The following is a 26,617-nucleotide window of genomic DNA, read 5'->3' on the forward strand; positions in this document are numbered from 1 at the left end:
AGGGATAAGTCGAAGGTACCGCGTAGCGGCGATTTTGCTGGCCGGAGCCCGGGGGCACAGGGGGCGGCGGCGACTGGCCGCCCCCTGTGCGCTCCCTGCGCCACAAAAAACAGAGTGCAGAAAAATTAACCGGGAGCGCAATGTGCGCTGAAGCCACAGATAACATCAATGACCACACGGCGTTGCTTCCCCTCACCCTGGCCCTCTCCCCAAGGGAGACGGAACTGTCCGGCCATCGTTTCCGTGGCCAACATATTGCCGGGTGGCGGCTGCGCCTGACCCGGCCTACGGAGTCTGAAAACGTGGTAAACCGATAACAGTCTCCACCGCCGCCGGGCAATACATCAGGCTCCGTGCCCAATATGTTGCCGGGTGGCGCTTCACTTACCCGGCCTACATAACCATTTAATTTCAGAAGGTTAACCATCACCGTAGGCCCGCGCAAGCGCAGCGCCGCCGGGCAAAAAAGCAGCCCAAGACGCAGACAGCAGACGAAAAAAAGCCGGAGGTTTCCCTCCGGCTTTTCTCATTCACATCACGCTACGCCTTACGCCACGTCTTCGTACTGCGGCACCGGGTTGCGGAAGCTTTTGGTCACGCAGGCCAGATAGACCAGACCGATACCGGCCCAGATCAGGCCCAGAATCATCGAGCTCTCTTCCAGGTTGACCCACAGCGCGCCGACGGTCAGGGCGCCGCACATCGGCAGGAACAGATACTGGAAGTGGTCTTTCAGCGTCTTGTTGCGTTTCTCACGGATCCAGAACTGCGAAATCACCGACAGGTTAACGAAGGTAAACGCCACCAGCGCACCAAAGTTAATCAGCGCCGTCGCCATCACCAGGTCGAAGTTAATCGCCAGCAGGGCGATAGCGCCGACCAGGATGATGTTCATCGCCGGGGTGCGCCAGGTCGGGTGCACATAGCCGAAGAAGCTTTTCGGGAACACGCCGTCACGGCCCATCACGTACATCAGACGCGCCACGCCAGCGTGCGCCGCCATACCGGACGCCAGTACGGTAATGGTGGAGAAGATCAGCGCGCCAACCTGGAAGGCTTTACCTGCCACGTAGAGCATAATTTCCGGCTGTGACGCATCCGGATCTTTAAAGCGCGAGATATCCGGGAAGTACAGCTGCAGGAAGTAGGTGGCAAAGATGAAGATCAGGCCGCCGATCAGCGCGGTCAGGAAGATCGCGCGCGGAATGACGCGCTCTGCATCTTTGGTCTCTTCAGACAGGTTGCTGATGCCGTCGAAGCCGGTAAACGAGAAGCACAGGATCGTCGCCCCGGTAATCATCGGGATCACGTGCGCATCACCGGACCAGAACGGACGGCTGCTGGCCAGCGTACCGGCGCCTTCGCCGCCAAACACGCCATAAATCACCATGCCGAGGATAACGGCAATCAGCACCACCTGCAGCACCACGATCACGGTGTTGAAGTTGGCCACGGATTTAATGCTGCGCAGGTTAAAGGCGGTCATAAAGGCGACCAGCGCGATAACAAACACCCACGACGGAATCGAAGGCACCAGCGCTTCAAAATAGATTTTCGCCAGCAGAATGTTGATCATCGGCGCGAACAGGTAGTCGAGCAGCGAGGACCAACCCACCATAAAGCCAACGGTCGGGCTGATGGATTTCTGCGCATAGGTATACGCCGAGCCGGCGGACGGGTAACGACGTACCAGCTTGCCATAGCTCAGGGCAGTAAACAGGATAGCGATTAACGCAAAGGCGTAGGCCGTCGGCACGTGACCGTCGGTCATACCAGAGACGATACCAAACGTATCGAACAGCGTCATCGGCTGCATATAGGCCAGGCCCATCATTACAACCGGAACTAACGTAAGTGTTTTACGTAATTCCACGCGAGAGGTATTTGGAGTAGCGTTATGCGACATAGTTATCCCCTTTTACGGTGAACGCCAGCGCGTAAGCAAAAAATTGCCCCATTTCTTTCTATTCCTCAGCGACAACGACTGTCGGTTTTTAGTAAATATCTATCCGGTACGAAGCCCGGCCTCTTGGTATTGAATGATGTGTCTTTCGACCAAAAAAATAACCGACACTTTAAAAAAAGCGTCGGCTAGTCTCTGGTTTTCAGGCCGCATATTTTGCAACAATATCAACGGCGTTGACAAGATGTTATGAAGTTCATTGCGTGAGCATAATTTTTAAGATGCTAATATCTATACGATTTCCGTATGATAAATTGTAAAAATAGCACTATTTGCTAATAGCGATTCGCGCCACCATTTCCCGGCCAAACCGCAGGCGGCGTCATTCCAGGCGATCCACGCGGGCTGACGAGGCGACAGCCCGCGCACGGCCAGGCTGACCAGCTCGCCGCTCTCCAGCAGCCCCTGCACCTGATAACGCGGCAGGCAACTCCACCCCAGCCCCATGCGCAGCAGCGCCAGCTGCCCCGCGGCGTCACACACCGTCAGGGTCTCCTGATCGGCGAGCAGCGCCCCGCCCTCGCCGGTGGCCACCGCGCGGTAACGCCGCAGGGTTCGCCAGCTCAACGGGGCGCGGCGCTCCGCCAGAGGATGCTGCGGGGAGACCACCAGCAGCAGCTCCAGCTCGCCAAGGGTAAGATAATCATAGCCACTTAACGGCGGAGGCTCGCCGAGCGCCCCCAGCAGGAGATCGGCCTGCCCTTCCGTCAAGGGCCGCCAGTCCAGCAGCGAGGGGGTCAGCGTGAAGCGCAGCCGTGTCAGCGGCTGCTGTTGATAAAAGGCGGCGATCAGCGGCGAGAGTTGCGCCACGGGAAAGGTGCTGTCCACCGCCAGGCGGAGGGTATGTTCCCACCCCTGCTGCAGCTTAACCGCCCGGATCTCCAGTTCGCGGGCGATGTGCAACACTTCCCGCCCTTTCTCCAGCAGCATCTGTCCGGTGGGGGTAAAGCGCGCGCGGTGGCCGCTGCGGTCGAGCAGCTGAATATTGAGATCGCTTTCCAGCCGGTGAATGGTGTAGCTCAGCGCCGAGGGCGTTTTAAAGAGCTTTGCCGACGCCGCGGCAAAGCTCCCCTCTTTTTCCAGCGCGTCGAGGATCACGAGGACATCCAGCAGTGGTTTCATCGCTACCCCCTTACGGTATGCGAATCACCGCTGGCGGATCACTCCATCGGCATCACCAGCGGATCGGGGTACTGGTACTCAAACCCCAGCTCATTGCAGATACGATTGCCATCCACAATCTTGCCCTGGCCGCCGTCCGGGCTGTCGCTGAAGACCGGCGGCGGCAGCCCCAGCTCGCGGGCCATCTGCGGATAAAAGAGGCCGCGCGCCGGATGGCGGGGCGCACATAGATTATAGATGTGCCCGCCCTTCGGAGCCTGCAGCAGCAGTTCGATGGCGGCCACCACATCCTGCAAATGCACCAGGTTGACCACGTGCTGGCCATCCGGCGCCGACTTGCCGGCGAAAAAACGCCCCGGATGGCGGGACGGCCCCACCAGCCCGGCCAGGCGCAGAATATCCACCGAGGTCCCCGGCAGATTGTGCAGCCAGTCCTCCAGCTCCTTGAGCACCTGCCCGCTGGCGGTTTGCGGCAGGCGCGGGGAGTTCTCTTTCACCGTACCGTTGACGTTGCCATACACCGAGGTGGAGCTGGTGAAGACGATCCGCGGAATATGGTACGCCAGCGCGGTATCGACAATCTCCTGCACCGCCTGCAGATAAAACCCTTCCCCTGCCCCGGTCCGCCGGGCCGGCAGCGTGATCACCAGCGCATCGACGTTCATCAGCGCGTCGAGGTCCTCGGTATCACAGACCAGCTGCGGCTCCAGGCGCAGCGGATAGCTGTCGATCCCGCACATCCGCGCCGCCTCCACGCCATCCTGCGTGGTTTTACTGCCGGTGACCTGCCAGCCTCGCGCCGTCAACGACAGCGCCAGCGGCATCCCCAGCCATCCCAAACCGACTATCGCGACCTTTTTCATCCCAGGCTCCTGACTCTTTCGCTGTGCTGATTACAGGCTACGCCAGCCAGCGGCAACTGACAATTTCTTCGCTCAATGTGAAATGAATTAATGATAGAAAAAAGCCCTTGCTTTCTGCGGCGAAAGTGGTTTAGGTTAAAGGACATCAAATGCATAGTCATTCACAGAGAATTTTTATGAACCGCGTTCAATTTAAACACCACCATCATCACCATCATCCTGACTAGTCTTTCAGGCGATGTGTGCTGGAAGACATTTGGATCTTCCAGTGGTGCATGAACGCGCAGAGAGCCCCCGGAAGATTCACTTCCGGGGGCTTTTTTTTGGACCAAATTCGGACAGATTCAGACAGGTATTCAGAGGAAAAGAACAATGTTAGACAACACCCGTTTACGCATAGCTATTCAGAAATCAGGCCGTTTAAGCGAAGATTCACGCGAATTACTCAGCCGCTGCGGCATTAAAGTCAATTTGCACACCCAGCGTCTGATTGCGCTGGCGGAAAATATGCCAATCGACATTCTGCGCGTGCGTGATGACGATATCCCGGGCCTGGTGATGGACGGTGTTGTCGACCTCGGCATTATCGGCGAAAACGTGCTGGAAGAAGAGCTGCTCAGCCGCCGCGCCCAGGGCGAAGACCCGCGCTATTTCACCCTGCGTCGCCTGGACTTCGGCGGCTGCCGCCTGTCGCTGGCCACCCCGGTGGATGAAGCCTGGAACGGCCCGGCGGCGCTGGATGGCAAACGTATCGCCACCTCTTACCCGCACCTGCTGAAGCGCTACCTCGATCAAAAAGGTATCTCCTTTAAATCCTGTCTGCTGAACGGCTCCGTGGAAGTGGCGCCGCGCGCCGGCCTCGCCGACGCCATCTGCGACCTCGTCTCCACCGGCGCCACCCTGGAAGCCAACGGCCTGCGCGAAGTGGAAGTGATCTACCGCTCCAAAGCCTGCCTGATCCAGCGCGACGGCGAAATGGACGACGCCAAACAGCAGCTGATTGACCGCCTGCTGACCCGTATTCAGGGCGTGATCCAGGCCCGCGAGTCGAAATACATCATGATGCACGCCCCGACCGAACGTCTGGAAGAAGTGGTTGCCCTGCTGCCGGGCGCCGAACGGCCAACCATTCTGCCACTGGCGGGCGACAAGCAGCGCGTGGCGATGCACATGGTCAGCAGCGAAACCCTGTTCTGGGAGACCATGGAAAAACTGAAGGCGCTGGGCGCCAGCTCCATTCTGGTGCTGCCGATTGAGAAGATGATGGAGTAATCGGCCAGCCGGTCACGGGACACACAGGGGAAAACAATCATGAGCTTCAACACAATCATCGACTGGAACGGCTGTAGCGCAGACCAACAGCAACAACTCTTAACGCGCCCGGCGATTTCCGCCTCCGACAGCATCAGTAAAACGGTGGCGGAGATCCTCGATAACGTCAAAGCCAACGGCGACGCGGCGCTGCGCGAATACAGCGCGAAGTTTGATAAAACCACCGTCGCCGCGCTGCAGGTGAGCGAGGCGGAGATCGCCGCCGCCGGCGAGCGCCTCAGCGACGAGCTGAAGCAGGCGATGGCGGTGGCGGTGCAAAACATCGAGACCTTCCACAACGCGCAACAGCTGCAGGCGGTGGATGTCGAAACGCTGCCGGGGGTGCGCTGCCAGCAGGTGACCCGCCCTATCGCCTCCGTCGGGCTGTATATTCCGGGCGGCTCGGCGCCGCTGTTCTCCACGGTGCTGATGCTGGCGACGCCGGCGCGCATCGCCGGCTGTCAGCAGGTGGTGCTCTGCTCGCCGCCGCCGATCGCCGATGAGATCCTCTACGCCGCGCAGCTGTGCGGCGTGAAAACCATCTTTAACGTCGGCGGCGCGCAGGCCATCGCCGCCCTCGCCCTCGGTACCGAGTCGGTGCCGAAGGTGGATAAAATCTTTGGCCCGGGTAACGCTTACGTCACGGAAGCCAAACGCCAGGTCAGCCAGCGTCTGGACGGCGCGGCCATCGACATGCCGGCCGGCCCGTCGGAAGTGCTGGTGATCGCCGACAGCGGCGCCAACCCGGACTTTGTCGCCTCTGACCTGCTGTCCCAGGCGGAACACGGCCCGGACTCGCAGGTGATCCTCCTGACCCCGGACGCCGGGATGGGCAGCCGCGTCGCCGAGGCCGTGGAGCGCCAGCTGGCCGCCCTGCCGCGCGCCGAAACCGCCCGCGTGGCGCTCTCCGCCAGCCGCATCATCGTGGCCCGCGACCTGGCGCAGTGCGTGGCTATCTCCAACCAGTATGGCCCGGAACACCTGATCATTCAGACCCGTCAGGCCCGTGAGCTGGTGGACAGCATCACCAGCGCCGGTTCGGTTTTCCTTGGCGACTGGTCGCCGGAATCCGCGGGCGACTACGCCTCGGGCACCAACCACGTCCTGCCGACCTATGGCTATACCGCCACCTGTTCGAGCCTCGGCCTGGCCGACTTCCAGAAGCGGATGACCGTACAGGAGCTGTCGCGCGACGGCTTTGCCGCCCTCGCTTCGACGATTGAGATTCTGGCCGCCGCCGAGCGCCTTGACGCCCACAAAAACGCCGTAACGCTGCGCGTTGCCGCCCTGAAGGAGCAAGCATGAGCATTGAAGATTTAGCCCGCGCCAACGTCCGCGCGCTGACCCCGTATCAATCCGCTCGCCGCCTGGGCGGGAAAGGCGACGTCTGGCTGAACGCTAACGAATTCCCCACCGCCGTGGCTTTCCAGCTGACCGAGCAGACGCTGAACCGCTACCCGGAGCCGCAGCCGAAGGCGGTGATTGAGAACTACGCCCGCTACGCCGGGGTTAAACCGGAGCAAGTGCTGGTCAGCCGCGGCGCCGACGAAGGCATTGAGCTGCTGATCCGCGCCTTCTGCGAGCCAGGCGAAGACGCGGTGCTCTACTGCCCGCCCACCTACGGCATGTACAGCGTCAGCGCCGAGACCATCGGCGTCGAATGCCGTACCGTGCCGACGCTGGCCGACTGGCAGCTCGACCTGCCGGGCATCGAGGCAAAGCTGGACGGGGTGAAAGTGGTCTTCGTCTGCAGCCCGAACAACCCGACCGGGCAGATTATCGACCCGCAGTCGATGCGCGACCTGCTGGAGATGACCCGCGGCAAAGCCATCGTGGTGGCCGACGAAGCCTATATTGAATTCTGCCCGCAGGCGACGCTCGCCGGCTGGCTCAGCGACTACCCGCACCTGGTGGTGCTGCGCACGCTGTCCAAAGCCTTTGCCCTCGCCGGCCTGCGCTGCGGCTTCACCCTCGCCAACGCCGAGGTGATTAACGTGCTGCTGAAAGTGATCGCGCCGTACCCGCTCTCCACGCCGGTGGCCGATATCGCCGCCCAGGCGCTGAGCGCGGAAGGGATCGCCGCGATGCGTCAGCGCGTGGCGCAGATCCTCGACGAGCGCCGCTACCTGGTGGAACAGCTGCGCGGCATCGCCTGCGTGGAGCAGGTCTTCGATTCCGAGACCAACTACGTCCTGGCGCGGATAACCGCCTCCAGCGCAGTGTTTAAATCTTTGTGGGATCAGGGCATTATCTTACGTGACCAGAATAAACAACCTTCATTGAGCGGCTGTTTGCGTATCACTATCGGTACCCGTGCCGAGAGCCAGCGCGTGATTGACGCCTTGACTGCGGAGAAAGTATGACCCAGAAGTATCTCTTTATTGACCGTGACGGCACCCTGATTTCCGAACCGCCGGTAGATTTCCAGGTGGACCGTTTCGACAAGCTGGCGTTTGAGCCGCAGGTGATCCCGGCGCTGCTGAAGCTGCAGCAGGAAGGCTATAAGCTGGTGATGATCACCAACCAGGACGGTCTGGGTACCGACAGCCTGCCGCAGGAGGCGTTTGATGGCCCACACAACCTGATGATGCAGATCTTCGCCTCGCAGGGCGTTAACTTTGAGGAAGTGCTGATTTGTCCGCACTTCCCGGGCGACAACTGCGCCTGCCGCAAGCCGAAAACCCAGCTGGTGCTGCCGTGGCTGGAAGAGGGCGTGCTGGATAAAGCCCACAGCTACGTGATTGGCGACCGGGCCACCGATCTTGAGCTGGCGGATAACATGGGGATTATCGGTCTGCGCTATGAACGCGAGACCCTGAACTGGCCGACCATCTGCGAGCAGCTGACCCGCCGCGACCGCTATGCCCACGTCGAGCGCATCACCAAAGAGACCCAGGTGGATGTGAAAGTGTGGCTGGACCGCGAAGGCGGCAGCAAGATCCACACCGGCGTCGGCTTTTTTGACCATATGCTCGACCAAATCGCCACCCATGGCGGCTTCCGCATGGAGGTCAACGTCGGCGGCGATCTGTACATCGACGATCACCACACGGTGGAAGATACCGGCCTGGCCCTCGGCGAAGCCCTGAAGCTGGCGCTCGGCGACAAGCGCGGCATCAACCGCTTCGGCTTCGTGCTGCCGATGGACGAGTGTCTCGCCCGCTGCGCGCTGGATATCTCCGGCCGTCCGCACCTGGAGTATAAGGCGGACTTCACCTATCAGCGCGTCGGCGATCTGAGCACCGAGATGGTGGAACACTTCTTCCGCTCGCTCTCTTACACCATGGCGGTGACGCTGCACCTGAAAACCAAGGGCAAGAACGATCACCACCGCGTGGAGAGCCTGTTCAAAGCCTTTGGCCGTACGCTGCGCCAGGCGATCCGCGTCCAGGGCGATGCCCTGCCGTCTTCCAAAGGGGTGCTGTAATGAATGTGGTGATCCTTGATACCGGGTGCGCCAACCTCAATTCGGTGAAATCGGCGATTGGCCGCCACGGCTATGAGCCGGTGGTCAGCCGCGATCCGGAGGTGGTATTGCGTGCCGATAAACTGTTTCTTCCCGGCGTCGGCACCGCCCAGGCGGCGATGGACCAGCTGCGCGACCGCGAGCTGATCGACCTGATCAAAGCCTGTACCCAGCCGGTGCTGGGTATCTGCCTGGGCATGCAGCTGCTCGGCAAGCGCAGCGAAGAGAACAACGGCGTCGATCTGCTGGGCATTATCGAGGAAGAGGTGCCGAAGATGACCGACCACGGCCTGCCGCTGCCGCACATGGGCTGGAACCGGGTGTATGCCAAAGCGGGCGATCGTCTGTTCCGCGGCATTGAAGAAGGCGCGTATTTCTACTTCGTCCACAGCTACGCCATGCCGGTCAACCCGTACACCATCGCCCAGTGCAATTACGGCGAGGCGTTTACCGCCGCGGTGCAGAAAGATAACTTCTTTGGCGTGCAGTTCCACCCGGAGCGCTCCGGGAGCGCCGGGGCGCAGCTGCTGAAAAACTTCCTGGAGATGTGATGATTATTCCTGCGTTAGATTTAATCGACGGCACCGTCGTTCGTCTCCACCAGGGCGATTACGGCCAGCAGCGCGACTACGGCAGCGATCCGCTGCCGCGCCTGCAGTCCTATGCCGCTCAGGGGGCGGAAGTCCTGCACCTGGTCGACCTGACCGGGGCGAAGGATCCGGCGAAGCGCCAGATCCCGCTGCTGAAATCGCTGGTCGCCGGCGTTGACGTTCCGGTGCAGGTCGGCGGCGGCGTGCGGACCGAGGCGGATGTCGCGGCCCTGCTTGACGCCGGCGTCGCCCGCGTGGTGGTCGGCTCCACCGCGGTGAAATCCCCGGAGGAAGTAAAAGGCTGGTTTAAACGCTTTGGCCCTGAACGACTGGTGCTGGCGCTCGACGTGCGTATCGACGCCGACGGCAATAAGCAGGTGGCGGTCAGCGGCTGGCAGGAGAACTCCGGCGTGACCCTGGAGGAGCTGGTGGAGAGCTATCTGCCGGTCGGTCTGCAGCATGTGCTGTGCACCGATATCTCCCGTGACGGCACGCTGGCGGGCTCCAACGTCTCGCTGTATGAGGAAGTCTGCGCCCGCTACCCGCAGGTGGCGTTTCAGTCATCCGGCGGCATCGGCGATCTCAATGATATTGCCGCCCTGCGCGGCACCGGGGTGCGCGGCGTGATTGTCGGTCGCGCGCTGCTGGAAGGTAAATTCAACGTAACGGAGGCCATTCAATGCTGGCAAAACGGATAATCCCCTGCCTCGACGTCCGCGACGGCCAGGTAGTGAAAGGCGTGCAGTTCCGTAATCACGAGATCATCGGCGATATCGTCCCGCTGGCCAAGCGCTATGCCGACGAAGGCGCCGACGAGCTGGTGTTCTATGATATCACCGCCTCCAGCGACGGCCGGGTGGTCGACAAGAGCTGGGTGTCGCGGGTGGCGGAAGTGATTGATATTCCTTTCTGCGTGGCGGGCGGGATCAAGTCGCTGGAAGACGCGGCGCAGATCCTCTCCTTCGGCGCCGATAAGATCTCGATTAACTCCCCTGCTCTCGCCGACCCGACGCTGATCACCCGCCTTGCCGACCGCTTTGGCGTGCAGTGCATTGTGGTGGGGATTGATACCTGGTTTGATGCAGAGACCGGCAAATATCACGTCAATCAGTACACCGGCGACGAGAGCCGCACCCGGGTGACGCAGTGGGAAACCCTCGACTGGGTGGAGGAAGTGCAGAAGCGCGGCGCGGGCGAGATCGTCCTCAATATGATGAACCAGGACGGGGTGCGCAACGGCTACGATCTGCAGCAGCTGGCGAAGGTTCGCGCAGTGTGCCATGTGCCGCTGATCGCCTCCGGCGGCGCGGGCACCATGGAACACTTCCTTGAAGCCTTCCGCGACGCCAACGTTGACGGCGCGCTGGCGGCCTCGGTATTCCACAAACAGATTATTAATATTGGCGAACTGAAAGCGTACCTGGCGGCACAGGGCGTGGAGATAAGGGTATGTTGACTGAACAGCTGGACTGGGAAAAAACGGACGGCATGATGCCGGCCATCGTACAGCACGCCGTATCCGGCGAAGTGCTGATGCTGGGCTACATGAACAAGGAGGCGCTGGAGAAAACCGAAGCCACCGGCAAGGTCACCTTTTACTCACGCACCAAACAGCGGCTGTGGACCAAGGGTGAAACCTCGGGCCATGTCCTCAACGTAGTGAGCATCACGCCGGACTGCGACAACGATACGCTGCTGGTGCTGGTGAATCCGATCGGGCCGACCTGCCACAAAGGCACCACCAGCTGCTTCGGCGACGCCGGCCACCAGTGGCTGTTCCTCTATCAGCTGGAGCAGCTGCTGGCCGAGCGTAAGCACGCCGACCCGGAGAGCTCCTACACGGCGAAGCTGTATGCCAGCGGCACCAAGCGCATTGCGCAGAAAGTGGGGGAAGAAGGCGTGGAAACCGCGCTGGCCGCCACGGTGAACGACCGCTTCGAGCTGAAGAATGAGGCGTCGGACCTGATGTATCACCTGCTGGTGCTGCTGCAGGACCAGGGTCTGGATCTCGGGGAAGTGATTGATAATTTAAGGGCACGGCATAAGTAATCTTTAACGATATTCTCGCCACTTCCTGAAACGCAAAAGCCCTGGCAAATGCCAGGGCTTTTTGTATTGCCTCACTAAAGCCGACGAATTAACACGGCCTATTCAGAGGTAATGATTCGGGCATCAGGGTAAATCATTAATCTGATGCCGGAGACGCTTTCTAACCGATAGTCTTTGCCAAAAACCTCGCTCATGGCTGCCACTTCCTCATCGGAACTCGCAATATAATACCTTGCTTTGACCGTGTACCACTGCTCATTAGATAACCAATGGTAAGGTCGTAACCGCTTTTGCTGTTCTTCGACAATGGTCGGGGCAATACTGATCGCCTTCTTTGAATGTATGGACACAGAAGTGGTCAACCAGAAACTGCCGAACCCGGAGCCTAAGTCATGGCTGTCAATGTATTTGGCGACTTTCACATAGGCGCTGTCCCGGTATTCTGTTTTCCACTCGCTTAGATTGACCATGAATATCAGAAATGATGGGATAAGAACCAACAGGACCGATTGTCTGTTAATCACCACATTGCGGGCAATGAAAATTAACAGCATAAAAACCAATGGCACCAGGTACCTGACTGAGCGTACGTCCACCGGTATGTTACTAAACACAAAGGCTACGGCTAGCGCCATAATTGATACGATCAGCAATCGGTCAATAATATGTGCTGATTTAGTACGCAGAGAATAAAAAATGCCGAAAATAAGAACCGACAAGGTACATACAAAACGGACAAAGTTTTTGAGTGCCGCAACATCACCGATCGGTTTCCCGTAGAAATCCGCCCCGAACAGATGGACCAATCCATAGTACATATAATATACATTTGACCAGAATTTATCGATTGCAACAAATTCCGGTGGGGTATAGCCCTGGATATAAAAATGCGGGACTGCCGACAAGATTTTATTCATAACAAAGGCAATGACGACGGATAAAATCGTCATCAATAACCATTTGTATTCAACACGTTCCTTGAATAACAATGGCCAGGCAAGTAGTGAAACCAGTAACGGTGCTGTCATAAAATAAAAATACAAACTGTCGCTAAAAATCGCCATCGCGTTGAGGATTGCTAAAAGAGCAATCGCAATCGCGCCAGGCTGTCTTTGCATACTATTTATTGTTATTAAAGCGATAATTAATGCCCCGATATGAATACAGGCATCAATAGTCGTAAAGACAGCAAAGGTACAAGGCAATGCCATCACGAAAAGCACAGACATACCAAACTTATTACGTCTGGCAATAGACAAGGAGAGTACCATTACCAGAGCATAGTAAGCCGCTGGGATCAGCCACAGCAAAGAGACATGCGGGCCAAATAGCTTAATCGCAATGGCAAAGGGTATCATCTCAGTGAAATAAAAATTGACGGTAGATAAATTCCAGCCAACCAGCGCCCAGTTACCCGCCGCAATATCCTTTGCCTCAAGAAAAAATGAAGCCGGATCAGAAATAATGGTATTTCTAAAAACATAGAAAAAATAAACTACGGTGAGAAGGGAAAATAAATATATTTTCCAATGCTTTTTCCAACCTATCATTTTCTTTCCTTATCCTTCAATAAATATCTCGGTCGGTTTTTCGTTTCTAAATATATTCTGCCAATATACTCGCCTAATACGCCGATCCCGATGAGCTGGATACCGCCCAGAAACAGTATGGATACCATGATAGAGGGATAGCCACTAACCCGATTACCAAAAATCAGCGTGTCGACTATCATAAAAACACCGTACAGAAACGACAGTCCGGCGACAATAACACCAATATACGTCCACACCCGCAAAGGAAACGTTGAAAAAGAGGTAATCCCTTCCAGTGCAAGATTCCACAGCTTCCAGCCGTTGAATTTAGTTTTGCCGGCAATGCGCTCCGCACGCGCGTACTCAACGATATCAACCGAACCACCGACCCAGGATAACACACCTTTCATGAAGAGGTTTCTTTCCTGTAAGCGCAGGATATTATCCACAACTGAACGCGACATCAGGCGGAAATCCCCGACATTCTCTTCAATTTTGGGTGAGCTAATTTTATTATGTAAGCGATAGAACCATTCCGCCGTCTTACGTTTTAAATAGCCGTCCGTATGGCGATCGATTCGCTTCGCCAACACAATTTCCGCGCCTTGCTGGTACTTCTGCAGCATTAGCGGGATCACCTCTATGGGATCTTGCAGATCAACATCGATAGGAATGACAACGTCGCCTGTGGCATGCTCCAGACCGGCAAACAGAGCCGGCTCTTTACCAAAATTCCGGGTAAAAGACAGCAATTTGACTAACGGATCGGAGAGACTCAGGGCGCTGATGATATTTTCGGTAGCATCACTGCTCCCGTCGTTCACAAAAACAATTTCCGTTTCCCAGTTCTCAAGTTTCGACCGCACTTCTTTATAAAAAAGAGGGATCGTGTCCTCTTCATTAAGGACGGGAACGACCAGAGATATTTTCATTTCAATTCCCTGAAAACGACAAATTTAGAATAGAGAAAACCACATACCAGACTGATAGCTGAAAAAAAGACAAGGGTGGCAAGAGGTGGGATCTGAAGACTGTCAGCAGTCATACCGGTCAACATCGCCACTGCGCCCATAAAAACAACATACAGCAGGTAACGAAGTGATGTGGCCCTGGCCTTGAAGGTCCAGGCAGCGTTAACGAAGAAGGAGAAGGTCACCGCCACGCAGAATGCCAACAGATTGGCTATCGCCTGGGTTGTGCCTAAAATAATCAACAAGTAAAATACAGCCCAATGGATAAGCGTATTTAAAATACCAACTGAGAAATAACGGGTAAATAAAGTAAGCATAATTTTTTCTTTATTGAAAGATAATCATTGCTGTGGCCATGAATATTGATTTTCGTACTCTTATTTTATCCAGTTCCTCCTGATAATTACTTCAAAAAACATCGAAAGCCTGAAGAATCATTTTGGCCTTCGATGTTTTAAGGAAATTTATATCAACAGTGGCGTGCCCGACGATTTCGCCTCAAGAGCCTGGTTTCTCATGGAGTAACGACGTATAAAGATTAATGTACGCGTCAATCATATGGTCGGCAGTAAACATCTCTTCAAAACGACGACGCGAGTTTTCGCCATAGCGGCTGGCGGTTTCATCGTTATGCCAGAGCTCATTCATCGCCTCCACCAGCGCCTGGCTGTCATTCGGCGGGATCACACAGCCATTCACTTTGTCCTGGTTAATGAACGAGGTCCCGGTGCCGATCTCGCAGGAGATCAGCGGCCTGGCGAAGCGCGCGCCTTCCAGTAACGTAATGCCAAACGCCTCGGAGCGCAGATGCGAGGGGAAGACCACGCCACGGCAGAGCTGGAAGAGAATGTATTTATCTTCGTCGTTGAGCATGCCGGTAAACACCACATTGCTCAGCCCGCGCTGCTGCGCTTCACGACGCACTTCCGCCTCCAGCGGCCCGCCCCCGACGATCACCACCGGCAGCCGGCTACGCTCGGCGGCATCCAGCAGAATGTGCAGCCCTTTGTAGTAGCGGAAAGCGCCGACGAAGAGGAAGAAGTTATCGCCGACGGTTTCCCGCCAGTGCGTCACCCGCTGCGGATCGTGCTGCACGTCGTGCTGCTCCAGACCAAACGGGATCACCACGGTTTTATCCTGATATTTTTTCAGGGTCTGGCTGGAGGCCACGTAGTTGGGCGACGAGGCGACAATGCAGTCTACGCTGGCGAGGAATCGCTCCTGCAGCGGTTGGTACAGCTTCATCAACCGTTTTTGTTTCACAATATCAGAATGATAGGTCACCACCGTTCTGGCGTCAGGTCGCGCCGAGAGATGCAACATATCCATGAATGGAAACGGAAAATGGTAGTTGATGATGTCGTAATCATCTTTAATCTGCTTAAAACGCTTTAACGCTTTCAGCGAAAACGGCGTGGAGGCAATTTCAAAAAGCTGCTTATTATAAATGACCCGATGGTCTTCGTAGGCGACAGGTCCTGTCTCTTTGTCCGGGCTAAAAGTAAATACATCTGCTGCGATTCCCCGGCGGGCGCAGCCCTGACTGAGATGATAAATGACCTGCTCAATACCGCCGTAGGTATCGGGATAGTAGGTCTTATAGACGTGTAGAACTCTCAACTGACACCCTTAGAGTAATTTATAGGCATTAATGGTCTGGGTCGTACAGTTCTCCCACGAAAACTGTTTCGCCTGGGCAAGACCGCGCGCGGTGGCGATTTCCCGCCAGCTATCATCCTGCAGGCTCTGCAAAATATGCGCGCTAATCGCGTCTACATCATTAGGATCGGCAACGAGGCCGGCATCGCCAACCACCTCAGGCAAAGAAGTGACATTGGAACATACTACCGGCACACCGCAAGACATCGCTTCAAGAATAGGTAAACCGAATCCCTCATAGAAGGAGGGATAAACAAAGGTTCTGGCCGCCGCGTACAGATAAGGCAGGTCTTCATCCGGGACATAGCCCAGGTAACGGATCCACCCTTCCCGCGTACCGCGCTCGACTAACTGCCACAGCACATCGTCTTCCCAGCCGCGGTAACCGCTGAGGATCAGCGGGTAGCGCATGCGGGTCTCCATCGGCAGCAGCTGATAGGCCTGCAGCAAACCGCGGATATTTTTACGCGGCTCCATGGTGCCGATATACAACGCGTAGCCCTGCCACGCCAGCTGACATTTTTGCAGGACCGGCAGGCACTCCGCCGGGCTGCGCGGAATATAGTCGCTGCTGCAGGCCAGCTTGGTGGTGACGATCCGATCCGCCGGATAGTTGAACAGGCGGATGATTTCACTGCGCGAGAAGTCAGAGACGGTCAGGATCAGCTTTGCCGAATCGAGGCTCTCGTGCAGGGACTTCTCCATATAGCGAACCCGATCTTTTGGATGATATTCCGGGCAGGTAAAAATGGAGATGTCATGAAACGTGGTCACGGCGCGTTCCAGGCGATGCGGCAGATAAAAATTGGGACCATGGTAGATGTAATCTTTATAGTCGCGCAATGCCCATGCCTGGCGCCGCGGGTGCAGCAGACGATACGCCTCAATCAGCAGCGGCTGGCGGCGCAGAAACGCCGACAGACGACCATGATTGCTGGCTTTGGTATCGCTTTTATTCTCTACCTGGGGGATCTGATCGATAAACGACGCGCCGTGAAACAGCTTCAGCTCTTCGATTTCACGGGCGACCGCCAGCCGCTTAACCAGCTCCAGGGAATACCGACCGATGCCCGTTAATGGGTATTTAATTGGCTCAGTAGCAAAAATAATTTTCATAACGAACTCATCACAAGGGCCACCGGGGCGGCCCTGTTGATAGCGATTATTGCTTCGCGGCTGGCGCGATAATCGGCAGGTTTTTCAGGAGAAATTCCGCGCTCTGTTTCCAGGTTAACCAGTTGATATTTTCGGAACGAGGATGCGCGTTTTGCTCGTACAGGGCTAACCAGTCTTCTACCGCTTTCGCGATATCGGACGGCGCTTCACCGGAGAAATACCAGGCATGTTCCTGAGCAATCTCTTTAAACACCGGAATGTCGCGGATAATGACCGGCAGCTTTTTCTGCGCCGCTTCAATCAACGGCAGGCCAAAGCCTTCTCCGAAAGATGCGAAGATTAACGCACTAGACTGAGAATACAACTTCGTAAGGAACTCATCGCTAATGTTTTGTAGCCAAAATAGTTTTTTATTTAGCTGTGGATGGTGACGTAAACGTTCACATAAATCATCAACATGCCACCCCTGTTTACCAATGATAAACAGATTGTAGTTCTTGCCCTGTAACCACAATTCTTCAAATGCCGCTAGCGTCTGCGCATGTCCTTTGCGTGGTTCCATCGTGCCCACCATGATAAATGATGGAGCCGCGGCCATCGCTGCTAACAGCGCCTGGGCATTATCCGGCATGCCAGTGGACGGTACGCTGGCATCGAGGTCGGCTCCCAGATGGAAGTTGCTGACGGTCAGCAGCGGGGTCGGTTTCACCCAATGGCTATTTTCCGCAATCCAGGCTTTTACATCCTCTGCAACGCTTGCTGATACACAAATCAAGCGGTCAGCGTGCTGCGCAATGCAAGATAACCAAATGGGGAACACGCGTTGCATTCCCTCATCGCTCCACTCCGGTCTTCTCAGAGGCAGAATGTCATGCACAACAAAACAAACCTTGGCACCGGATAGACGAATAAAATCCAGCTGGACAGTAAGCTCAGGAAACAGATGGGCAGTTAGATCGGTAGCAACCAGAATATCATCTTTGGTAAACAGTACAGGTACATCAGGCCCGAACGCCCCGTTAAAATGGGTATTCAGGTATTCGTTGGCATAGCGATAGCATTCACCCGGTCGATAATAAACCGCACTGACAGTATAACCAGCAACGCCAGATTTCAGTAATTCACTAAGTATACTGCGAGAAACCCGTTGAATTCCCGTTTTCGCATCATGCTCAACAAGAACAGAAATATCAACCAGCAGCTTGCGCTGATGTGTAGCAAAGCTATTACGAGCAATCGCCCAGGCTGTCTGTAAGCGTTCGGTTTCACTTAATTCTGCAATATTTTTAATTCTATTAATGGTGTGTGCGGTGAAGCTTGTGATATCCAGAGGTTCTGATGCGGAAGCCTTATCTACAAGCCTCTCAAATCCCTTTAACGCGAGCTGCGCGGTGTGATCCCATGTGAACTTTGCCGCCTGCGCCGGAGCATGAGCTTTTAATGCTGAGTAGAACTCACTGTCAGTCAAGGCCCTTTGCATAACACGGCAAATGTCGGGGACATCCAGAGGATTAAATAAAGCCTCTTCCATACCGATGACCTCGGGTAAGCTGGTCACATTTGAACCCAGCGTAGCTGCACCACAACGCATAGCTTCTAGTGGCGGCAGGCCAAACCCTTCATGTATAGAGGGGAAAACGAAAATTTTGCACAAATTGTAAAGTGCGATAAGGTCACTATCGTTTAAGAAGCCTGTAAAAATAAGCTGATTACGAGATAAACCATAGTTCTCTGCAACTCGGTACAGCCTTTCCTTTTCATCGGTGCTAATTTTATAGGCTAAAACTAAGGGATAACTCTGTTGCAGGGCATGCGGTAATAAACTATATGCATGAATCAGCGCTTCAATATTTTTACGTGGCTCTATCATTGCCAAAGAAAGAATAAACTCTTGAGGAAGATGATATTTATTACGTAAGTCTTTGATTTCATCCTGAGTATAATCTTTAATTTTAAATGAATCGCTTACTCCAGATGAAATATTAAAAATTTTTTCTGCCGGAATCGATGTGTAATCGATAACTTCCTGCATGGATGATCTGGAAATAGCAAAAATAGCGTCCGCCCTTTCGTATTGAGCTAGTTTATCATAATAATACTGACGGAAGTTTGGTTCGCCCAGATAGCGTTCTTTATTCAGTAACGGAATTAGATCGTGACAAACACAAACTGTTTTCCATGGCACTGTAGTTTGAGGAATTGAGACGGTATAACTATCGTCAAAACCTTCGTAGAAATTAATAATAAAAACAACGTCGGGATTGATATTAGCAATAGCAAGTTCACGAGCTAGTGTGGCGGCAACACTCCGGGGGTGGTTTTCACAGTCGCGAAGAGCTGTAGGGCCAGCAGCTGAAAAAATAAACATTTCTTCCTGCGGTAAAATATCACCCCAGCTTTTTTTAATTTCATTTATACTATCAATCGAATACATGCCATTCATTAAAATGCTTACTCGATGCTGGCCAGCATTTTTTATGATCGCACGACTCATTTCATAGGTGCTGCGACCAACTCCACGGAATTTACTTTCCGATTGATATCCTTGTACGTCAATCAAAATATGCAAGTGACTCACCTTATCTTTTGTTTTTAAGCTCGCTAAAAATTGAGTTAACTTCCGGAGGCAATAACTCTGGATGTAAGATCTGCTTTTCAGTCTGCGACTGGTATTGTGGGTCGTTTGGATAAGGGTTATGTGAACCAGGATTCATACGACGATGCATACGATAAGCAAAGTCATAAATTCCAATTGTACGCAGTAGATTGATCACCTTCTGCTTTAGTCGTGGATGTGCACGCAAAAAATAAAATACGTTGCTAAGTACTCGTTTGAGTAAATGCTTAAAACGCTGTTTGAAGCCGTACTGACGAAGCAGATAGTACTGTAAGCCAGCGTACCGATACCACTTGGTCATTTTCCATGAGCGACTATAATGAATTTTAGCAATCTCATGACGTAGATTCTCTACTTCTTGCTGAGCATCATTGAGCTGCGTATGAAGTCGCATAATCTCTTCTGAATCAACGGCTTTACTCTGCTCAATCTCGATACGCGGCTGTACATTAGTAGTAACGTCTTGTGGCGGATACTCCCGCGTCTCAAACGTCTGAATGCTCTCACCCATAATATTAATCAGGGAGGTGAGTTCATTGATTTGCGACTCGAGACGGACAACCCGCGCATCCGTATTGCGTATTTGCGTTTGACTTTCCAACAATACGGGCTCCTGAGCCCGGACCCATAGATCAGAAGCGTCCATAATGGAGCTCGCAGCCGGTAGAGCATCTTTGGTTGAAAAGAGTTGTTGGAGTAAAGCAAAACTCCACTCACCAACAGGATGTTTCCAGAATGCTGTCAACCAATTTGAATACGGTTCAGGCAACTGGAAAGGACTTAATGGTGCGGAACGCCAGAAGCCCCCCCAGGATTTATTTTCACAAAATATTTCATTTACAAAAATAATGAACGACTGGAAAATATTAACTGGCCAGCTGCAGTCTTGTTGTACATCGCCAATCGAACCAAAATCTATTAAACGAGCGCTGTCATTATCATCAATTAAAACATTCCATGTTCTGAAATCATCATGATATAGACCATGTTCTTCCAAAATAACTAATTGGTCGAGGAGATCGGAAATAACTTTTTCCCGATCAATATGCCGTTCACTGGCCAGAACGTCGTTTAACAGCTCTCCGGGAATTTTTTCCATTACCAACCATCCCGCTTCTCCATTCCCCCCTGAAGTAAACAACGCCGGCACTTTTAAGCCAGATGGTGGAGATTTAAGAAAAGCTTCTTCATGGGCGAGTTCTGTACGATTACGCTCGCTCTCCTTATCAGTTAGTAAGCAACTTACTGTACTAAAACGATAGAACTTACATATGAACTCCGAAGAGAAATAATAGCGACGGCTCTGTTTATGCGCAAAGCCTGCCCCGGTGTAAGGACTGTCGCGCCATGAAGTAAAAGGCTGATTAAATGCCGGAAGAATAACCCTGTGGTTACTGATAATATACATCGGACGTGAAATATTAGACAGATGAGTGTCAAATCTTCCAATCAATCGATAGAAAGCACATTGTTCAATAAGTTCACGCGGATCTTCAGGCTGAGATTTCCCCCAATAGAGTGGTTCCTCCTTGACAGCGAGCTCGAGAATCATCGCCTGCGTCAGATTTGCCAAACGCTCTAACAGCGACCTGACTTCAGCAACCCCATGCAGATGAACAATGTGGTGAAAAACACTTAGCCCAATGGCGAGATCAAATTGGTTTTCTTCCAGAGCGCTGACAATGTCTTCTATCCGCCCGACTTGAAATTTAACATCACAATGTGGATTTTCTTCAGCAAGCGCCTGACAAACATCAATGTTCTGCTGCAAAAAGTCGATACCTAATACGCTGGCACCCTTGCTTGCCAAACTTAAACTGAAGAACCCCTGAGCACAGCCCAGGTCGAGAACCCGTAGTGGCCTTCCTAACTCTCTGGACAAGCTGTCATATTGTTCACTAATTAGCGCGAGCCGTTCATTACAGTCTCGTGCAGCATCGCCATCCCACTCAGGATGCCCAAAAATAGTCTGATAAATTTCAGGTAATTCGCTAACCAATTTATGTGTATTAGTAGTCATGGAATGATTTTTTCTCATCTTCATTGGTAACTATTGAAAGTCGACTTCAGGTCAATCACTCCCCAGAAATCCATGCTCTTAGTTACATGCAAAATGATGGAGTCATAGCGACGATCGAGCGGCGTCATTTCGGTTTGCGGGCTTCCCTCTGAAATACCAAACGACAGAAGATAGTCACCGCTATTTAAATCAACCGGAAAACTGAATTTAAATACTCTAACGTCCCCACGTGATACCGAAATGTTTTCCCGGCCTTCCGAGGCCAGGAAAGAGTTGGTACCATATAGAAATAAGCCATCCAGAGTTTTGATTAACAAACCCGGCACCACGCAATCAAAATCATATTCAAACACGACTTTCATCAGGAAATCGGTCTGCTGATTGCCCGTCAGCGAAGGCGGAAAATCAACCCCGGCGCTCTGAATATGGTAATCGATGATTTTCGCGCCCCCCTGCCCCCAGCGGTACTCTTCCGGACGGTAGCCTGGTCGCGTGTGGTACACATCTTCAATCTCATCGAGCGACATCTGGCTTTCGCCACTGGCTGACGAGGTAGCCGTTTCGCTTTTCTTGGCGCTGTCTTTATCAGGTTTGCCAAACAGCTCATCCAGGTAACGGTTGGTCACGTCACGGGCGGTGCCGTCCATGCAAATGTTACCATTTTTGAGGAAGATGGCGCGGTCGCAGTGTTTGACAATATCCCCGGCGCTGTGGGAAACCAGCAGCAGCGTGGTCCCCTGCTTTTTGAAGTCCGCAATGCGGGCGTAGCACTTCGCCTGAAAGCGGGAGTCGCCAACGGAGAGCGCTTCATCGACGATCAGAATATCCGGGCGAGAAGCGGTGGCCACGGCGAACGCCAGGCGCATTTGCATGCCGCTGGAATAGATGCGCACCGGCTCTTCAATGTAGTCGCCGATATCCGCAAAGGCTTCGATCTCCGGCATTAAGCGCTCGATCTCTTCCCGGCTCAGGCCCATCATCAGCCCGGACATATACACGTTCTGCCGGCCGGTAAAGTCGGGATGGAACCCCATGCCCAGCTCCAGCAGCGCAGCGACGCGCCCCTGGATCTCAATGCTGCCTTTGGTGGGCTGGGTGGTACCGGTCAGCAGCTTCAGCAACGTACTTTTACCTGCGCCGTTCACCCCGACAATACCGACTGCTTCACCGGGTTCAATGCTGAAATTGATGTCTTTTAACACCCATTTTTTGCTGTGCCGCGGCTTATCGCCCGGCAGCAGTTTCTCAATGACCCGGTTCCATTTGGATGGGTAATATTTATACGCCTTGCCGACGTGCTGAACTTTGATACTCATGATTAAATCTCGTCCACAATATCAGCGGCATGTTTTTTAAATAAACGCCAGGCAAATAAAAACAGAATGACCGACACCACCGTGACCGGAAGCAGCGCCATCCAGTCAGGGCTCTGGTGATAGAGCATCACATTCTGGTAGGAACCGATAATGGTCGCCATCGGGTTATAGGCCAGCAGGCCTGATACCCATTCCGGCAGCGTTTTGGACACGTAAACAATAGGCGTAAACCAGAACCAAAACTGCAGCAGAATATTGACGAACTGGCCGATGTCGCGGACAAAAACGTTCAGCACGCCGAGGATAATCCCCAGGCCCAGGGTGAACAGCATCTGGACGATCAGCACCGGAATGATTTCAAAGAAAATCATGCCCGGGAAATTCCCCGTGACGATCAGAAACAGCACAAACAGACCGAAAATGATCAGAAAGTTAATGAACGCCGAAGCGGTGACAATGATCGGTAAACAGATCCGCGGAAAGCTGAGCTTTTTAAGAATGTTGGCGTTGGTCAGAAAAACGTTGACCAGACTGTTAAGCGTTTCCGTGAACAGCCCCCAGGTTAACACCCCGGAACAGAGGTAGATGCTATAGGCAAAAGGGCCGTCCATGCCCGCCAGGCGGGCACGCATTAATTCAGAAAAGATTAATGTATAGACGGAAATCATGGCGATCGGCTGCAAGATCAGCCATGCCGCGCCTAAAAAGCTGGTCTGGTAACGGGACTGAAAGTCCCGTTTAACGCTGTCAATAATAAAGCCACGGTAGCGATAGATCGCTGAAAACATAGGACTCAAAGCGATTCCTCTTTTAACAGGTTGAGCAGCTCGGCGGTTTTCTCGTTCATCAACGCCGTATCCGCTCTGGACTCAACGTTCAGGCGCACCACCGGCTCCGTGTTGGACGTGCGCAGGTTAAAGCGCCACTCAGGGTATTCAATACTGATACCGTCCGTTGTGTCGATGTGTGCGGCCGCCGGCTCATACTGCGCCCGGATGCGCGCGATCGCCTCCGCCGCATTTCCCAGCTTGCGGTTGATCTCCCCCGACGCCGGGAACGCCGCCTGGCGGTCCGCCACCAGCGATTTCAGCGAGCTGTTCTTCAGGCACAGCAGCTCCGCCACCAGCAGCCACGGGATCATCCCGCTGTCGCAGTAGGCGAAGTCGCGGAAGTAGTGGTGCGCGCTCATCTCCCCGCCGTAGATGGCGTCTTCCTGGCGCATCCGCTCCTTGATGAACGCATGCCCGGTCTTCGACATCACCGGCTGGCCGCCGCTGCGGGTCACGATGTCCACCGTGTTCCACGTCAGGCGCGGGTCGTGAATGATTTTCGCCCCCGGCTGCTTCTGCAGGAACGCTTCCGCCAGCAGGCCGACAATGTAGTACCCCTCGATGAATGACGCCTCGTCATCGAACAGGAAGCAGCGGTCGAAGTCGCCGTCAAAGGCGATCCCCATGTCCGCCTGATGCGCACGCACCGCGTCGGCGGTGTCCTGGCGGCACTCCGGCAGCAGCGGGTTCGGGATACCGTTCGGGAAATGGCCGTCCGGCTGATGATGCACCTTGATAAAGGTCACCGGCGCCCCGGCCGCCGCAAAGCGTTTCTCCACCTCATCAATCACGTGCCCCGCCGCCCCGTTGCCGGAGTTCACCACCAGCTTCAGCGGACGGGTGAAGTTCGCCAGGTCCACGTAGCCCATCAGGTGGTCAACGTACTCCTTCAGCACCGAAATCTGGCGCAGGGTGCCGCGACGCGCCGGGTCCACCGGCGGGAACTGGTTTTCCTCCGCCAGGCGCTGGATGTCACGCAGGCCGGTGTCGCCGCTGATGGGCTTCGCGTTCTCGCGCACCAGCTTCATGCCGTTGTAGTTCATCGGGTTGTGGCTGGCCGTCACCTCGATACCGCCGTCCACCCCGAGGTGGAAGGTGGCGAAGTAAATCTCCTCGGTGCCGCTCAGGCCGATATCCAGCACGTCGGTGCCGGCGTCCATCAGCCCGCGGGCCAGCGCCAGCTTCAGCGACTCGCTGGTGAGGCGCACATCGCCTCCCACCACTATCTTCCCGGGTTTCAGAAATTCGCCGTAGGCGCGGCCGATACGGTAGGCGATGTCCTCGTTCAGCTCCTCGCCCAGTTCACCACGGATGTCATAAGCCTTAAAGCATGTTAACTGTGTCATTCTGCGTTTTGTCCCGAAAAAAATTAGCAACGACCATACTGGTCTTTAATACGAATAATGTCGTCCTCGCCGAGGTACGACCCCGACTGGATCTCCAGCACTTCCAGCGGAATGCGGCCCGGGTTTTCCAGGCTGTGCTCAGCGCCAATCGGAATAAAGGTGGACTGGTTCTCGGTCAGCAGGAACTGCTTGCCGTTGACCGTCACCTGGCCGGTGCCGGCGAGAATGACCCAGTGCTCGGCGCGGTGGTGGTGCATCTGCATCGAGAAGGCGCCGCCCGGTTTCACGGTGATACGGTTGACGTTGAAGCGCGGGGTCTGGACCACCACGTCGCAGCGGCCCCAGGGACGGTAAATCTCGCGGTGGCGCTTGTACTCGCTGCGCTGGTTCTGCTTGAGGAACTCGACCGCCTTCTTCACGTCCTGGGAACGTTCGCGGTTCATCACCAGCACGGCGTCCTTGGTGCTGACAATCACCAGGTTCTCCACGCCGATGGCCGCCACCAGCTTCTCGTCGCTGTTGATGTAGCAGTTTTCGCTGTTGTGCACCCACGCGTCGCCGCTGAGGACGTTGCCCTGCTCATCTTTCGGGCTGACCTCCCACAGGGCGGACCAGGAGCCGACGTCGCTCCAGTCGGCATCGAGACCGACCACCACCGCGTCGGCGGTTTTCTCCATCACCGCGTAGTCCACGGACTCGTCCGGGCACTCGCAGAAAATGTCATGCGGAATGCTGATGAAGTCGCTGCCGTTGTCGGCGGCATTGACCGCGGCCTGGCAGGCTTCGAGGATATCCGGGCGGAATTTGGCCAGCTCGGAGAGGTATTTTTTGGCGCGGAACATAAACATGCCGCTGTTCCAGTAGTACTCCCCGGAGGCGAGGTAGGCCTCAGCGCGCTCGCGGTCCGGCTTCTCCACGAAGCGGGCCACCTGGTACGGGGTGTGGGCGCTGTCGGTGAGGGCCACGCCGCGCTGGATGTAGCCGTAGCCGGTTTCCGGGGCGTTCGGCACGATACCGAAGGTGACCAGGTGGCCTTCATCGGCATACTGCTCGGCGACGCGGATGGCGTCGTGGAAGACCGGCTGGTTATTGATGATATGGTCGGCGGCGAGGACCAGCATCAGCGGGTCGTCACCGTGACGGGTGGCCTGAAGGGCCGCCAGAGCAATGGCCGGGGCGGTATTGCGCCCGACCGGCTCAAGAATAATGTTGTTGGACAGCCTGTTGAGCTGGCGCAGCTGTTCGGCCACCAGGAAGCGGTGCTCTTCGTTACAGATGACCATCGGTTCATGGATTTCAAGGCCCGAGAGTCGGGTGATGGTTTCCTGCAGCATGGAGTTCTGCCCGTACAGCCGGAGGAACTGTTTCGGGTAAAGCTCGCGAGACATCGGCCAGAGACGACTGCCGGTACCACCAGCCATAATTACAGGAAGTAACATAATGAAATCCTTAAATAAATAATTGCTTTATTTTACTATCAATCAATCGACCGTCGGGTGGAATGGCCTTTTTCAGGCACGCTACCGCCATTGGCTGTCGCAACCAAAATGCGTACTGCTCCCGTGCTTCAGGCTAAACGCCACCCTCTTTCGCTTCAGGCTATCGGCAGAACGTTCACTCAGCGGCCTGAAAAGCCAGCCTGACGGAACGGGTGTCCTGAAAACCTAAAAGCAGAGATATGTCCTAGGACATATCTCTGCTTTTAATGTGCATCTGTCCTCACCTGGCCGCGGGATGCGCCACACTTTCCGCATTTGCCGCCGGGTTAACCATCAGGACTTTCTCATTTACGCAGGGTATCACGCGTGCGCTTTCCGCCACCGACGAAAGGGAAACGGGCGGCCTG

Annotated in this window: 23 protein-coding genes and 1 other annotated feature; of the genes, 9 read left to right on the forward strand and 14 right to left on the reverse strand. The window is 54.8% G+C overall.

Annotated elements, in window-relative coordinates; translation table 11 throughout:
- Window positions 1–547: 547 nt before the first annotated feature.
- The 3 genes from plaP to ABLX76_RS11820 form a co-directional block, all read right to left on the reverse strand.
- Window positions 548–1,906 (reverse strand): putrescine/proton symporter PlaP, encoded by a 1,359-nt coding sequence (gene plaP, locus ABLX76_RS11810; RefSeq protein ID WP_004203583.1) that lies wholly within the window; start codon window positions 1,904–1,906, stop codon window positions 548–550.
- Window positions 1,907–2,194: 288 nt separating this feature from the next.
- Window positions 2,195–3,085, reverse strand: coding sequence for a LysR family transcriptional regulator (locus ABLX76_RS11815; RefSeq protein WP_086076365.1), 891 nt, complete (start codon window positions 3,083–3,085; stop codon window positions 2,195–2,197).
- 38 nt (window positions 3,086–3,123) lie between these two features.
- Window positions 3,124–3,948, reverse strand: a complete 825-nt coding sequence (locus tag ABLX76_RS11820; RefSeq protein WP_004152513.1) for an SDR family oxidoreductase — start codon at window positions 3,946–3,948, stop codon at window positions 3,124–3,126.
- A gap of 176 nt (window positions 3,949–4,124) precedes the next feature.
- On the opposite strand from ABLX76_RS11820, the gene hisL reads away from it, so the two are divergent.
- From hisL to hisIE, 9 genes are all read left to right on the forward strand, one after another.
- A complete protein-coding gene (hisL, locus tag ABLX76_RS11825) occupies window positions 4,125–4,175 on the forward strand; it encodes a his operon leader peptide (protein WP_004899375.1) in 51 nt (16 codons plus the stop codon).
- Window positions 4,151–4,273, forward strand: a sequence feature (His leader region). It overlaps the preceding gene by 25 nt.
- 47 nt (window positions 4,274–4,320) lie before the next feature.
- Window positions 4,321–5,220, forward strand: a complete 900-nt coding sequence (gene hisG / locus ABLX76_RS11830) for an ATP phosphoribosyltransferase (protein WP_023290356.1) — start codon at window positions 4,321–4,323, stop codon at window positions 5,218–5,220.
- Window positions 5,221–5,259: 39 nt separating this feature from the next.
- Window positions 5,260–6,564, forward strand: a complete 1,305-nt coding sequence (gene hisD / locus ABLX76_RS11835) for a histidinol dehydrogenase (protein WP_086076367.1) — start codon at window positions 5,260–5,262, stop codon at window positions 6,562–6,564.
- Complete coding sequence (gene hisC, locus ABLX76_RS11840; RefSeq protein ID WP_050533854.1) at window positions 6,561–7,622, forward strand: histidinol-phosphate transaminase; 1,062 nt, start codon at window positions 6,561–6,563, stop codon at window positions 7,620–7,622. The genes hisD and hisC overlap by 4 nt, the downstream gene beginning before the upstream one ends.
- Window positions 7,619–8,686, forward strand: coding sequence for a bifunctional histidinol-phosphatase/imidazoleglycerol-phosphate dehydratase HisB (gene hisB / locus ABLX76_RS11845; protein WP_348874540.1), 1,068 nt, complete (start codon window positions 7,619–7,621; stop codon window positions 8,684–8,686). The genes hisC and hisB overlap by 4 nt, the downstream gene beginning before the upstream one ends.
- On the forward strand, window positions 8,686–9,276 hold the full coding sequence (hisH, locus tag ABLX76_RS11850) for an imidazole glycerol phosphate synthase subunit HisH (RefSeq protein WP_002912227.1): 591 nt from the start codon (window positions 8,686–8,688) through the stop codon (window positions 9,274–9,276). Before hisB ends, hisH begins: the two co-directional genes overlap by 1 nt.
- Window positions 9,276–10,013: a 1-(5-phosphoribosyl)-5-[(5-phosphoribosylamino)methylideneamino]imidazole-4-carboxamide isomerase gene (gene hisA, locus ABLX76_RS11855; RefSeq protein WP_032453443.1), complete on the forward strand. Its 738-nt coding sequence runs from the start codon at window positions 9,276–9,278 to the stop codon at window positions 10,011–10,013. The genes hisH and hisA overlap by 1 nt, the downstream gene beginning before the upstream one ends.
- Window positions 9,995–10,771, forward strand: coding sequence for an imidazole glycerol phosphate synthase subunit HisF (hisF, locus tag ABLX76_RS11860; RefSeq protein ID WP_032453444.1), 777 nt, complete (start codon window positions 9,995–9,997; stop codon window positions 10,769–10,771). Before hisA ends, hisF begins: the two co-directional genes overlap by 19 nt.
- Window positions 10,765–11,364 (forward strand): bifunctional phosphoribosyl-AMP cyclohydrolase/phosphoribosyl-ATP diphosphatase HisIE, encoded by a 600-nt coding sequence (hisIE, locus tag ABLX76_RS11865; protein ID WP_048297862.1) that lies wholly within the window; start codon window positions 10,765–10,767, stop codon window positions 11,362–11,364. Before hisF ends, hisIE begins: the two co-directional genes overlap by 7 nt.
- A 98-nt stretch (window positions 11,365–11,462) precedes the next feature.
- On the opposite strand, the gene ABLX76_RS11870 is transcribed toward hisIE, so the two are convergent.
- The 11 genes from ABLX76_RS11870 to ABLX76_RS11920 all read right to left on the reverse strand — a co-directional run bounded on the left by ABLX76_RS11870 (window position 11,463) and on the right by ABLX76_RS11920 (window position 26,210).
- On the reverse strand, window positions 11,463–12,914 hold the full coding sequence (locus ABLX76_RS11870) for a hypothetical protein (RefSeq protein WP_348874541.1): 1,452 nt from the start codon (window positions 12,912–12,914) through the stop codon (window positions 11,463–11,465).
- Window positions 12,911–13,828 (reverse strand): glycosyltransferase family 2 protein, encoded by a 918-nt coding sequence (locus ABLX76_RS11875; RefSeq protein ID WP_048265814.1) that lies wholly within the window; start codon window positions 13,826–13,828, stop codon window positions 12,911–12,913. The genes ABLX76_RS11870 and ABLX76_RS11875 overlap by 4 nt, the downstream gene beginning before the upstream one ends.
- Complete coding sequence (locus ABLX76_RS11880) at window positions 13,825–14,184, reverse strand: GtrA family protein (RefSeq protein ID WP_096000259.1); 360 nt, start codon at window positions 14,182–14,184, stop codon at window positions 13,825–13,827. Before ABLX76_RS11880 ends, ABLX76_RS11875 begins: the two co-directional genes overlap by 4 nt.
- 181 nt (window positions 14,185–14,365) lie before the next feature.
- Window positions 14,366–15,487, reverse strand: a complete 1,122-nt coding sequence (gene wbdC / locus ABLX76_RS11885; protein ID WP_348874542.1) for an N-acetyl-alpha-D-glucosaminyl-diphospho-ditrans,octacis-undecaprenol 3-alpha-mannosyltransferase WbdC — start codon at window positions 15,485–15,487, stop codon at window positions 14,366–14,368.
- A 9-nt stretch (window positions 15,488–15,496) separates the two neighbouring features.
- A complete protein-coding gene (locus ABLX76_RS11890) occupies window positions 15,497–16,642 on the reverse strand; it encodes a glycosyltransferase family 1 protein (protein WP_348874543.1) in 1,146 nt (381 codons plus the stop codon).
- Between the two features lie 46 nt (window positions 16,643–16,688).
- Window positions 16,689–19,211, reverse strand: coding sequence for a glycosyltransferase family 1 protein (locus tag ABLX76_RS11895; protein ID WP_348874544.1), 2,523 nt, complete (start codon window positions 19,209–19,211; stop codon window positions 16,689–16,691).
- Window positions 19,212–19,221: 10 nt separating this feature from the next.
- Window positions 19,222–21,279 carry a methyltransferase domain-containing protein gene (locus ABLX76_RS11900; RefSeq protein ID WP_348874545.1) on the reverse strand — a complete coding sequence of 686 codons (2,058 nt, stop codon included), beginning with the start codon at window positions 21,277–21,279 and terminating at the stop codon, window positions 19,222–19,224.
- Window positions 21,280–21,299: 20 nt separating this feature from the next.
- Complete coding sequence (gene wzt, locus ABLX76_RS11905; RefSeq protein ID WP_348874546.1) at window positions 21,300–22,595, reverse strand: O9 family O-antigen export ABC transporter ATP-binding subunit; 1,296 nt, start codon at window positions 22,593–22,595, stop codon at window positions 21,300–21,302.
- Window positions 22,596–22,597: 2 nt separating this feature from the next.
- Window positions 22,598–23,383 carry an O9 family O-antigen export ABC transporter permease subunit gene (gene wzm / locus ABLX76_RS11910; protein ID WP_004203602.1) on the reverse strand — a complete coding sequence of 262 codons (786 nt, stop codon included), beginning with the start codon at window positions 23,381–23,383 and terminating at the stop codon, window positions 22,598–22,600.
- Window positions 23,384–23,388: 5 nt separating this feature from the next.
- Complete coding sequence (rfbK, locus tag ABLX76_RS11915) at window positions 23,389–24,771, reverse strand: O9 family phosphomannomutase RfbK (RefSeq protein ID WP_012967600.1); 1,383 nt, start codon at window positions 24,769–24,771, stop codon at window positions 23,389–23,391.
- 23 nt (window positions 24,772–24,794) lie between these two features.
- Window positions 24,795–26,210 carry a mannose-1-phosphate guanylyltransferase/mannose-6-phosphate isomerase gene (locus ABLX76_RS11920; RefSeq protein WP_064154354.1) on the reverse strand — a complete coding sequence of 472 codons (1,416 nt, stop codon included), beginning with the start codon at window positions 26,208–26,210 and terminating at the stop codon, window positions 24,795–24,797.
- Window positions 26,211–26,617 lie beyond the last annotated feature (407 nt).

It is taken from the genome of Klebsiella sp. JB_Kp004, assembly GCF_040065795.1.
In the GTDB taxonomy this organism is placed as follows: Bacteria; Pseudomonadota; Gammaproteobacteria; order Enterobacterales; family Enterobacteriaceae; genus Klebsiella; species Klebsiella quasipneumoniae.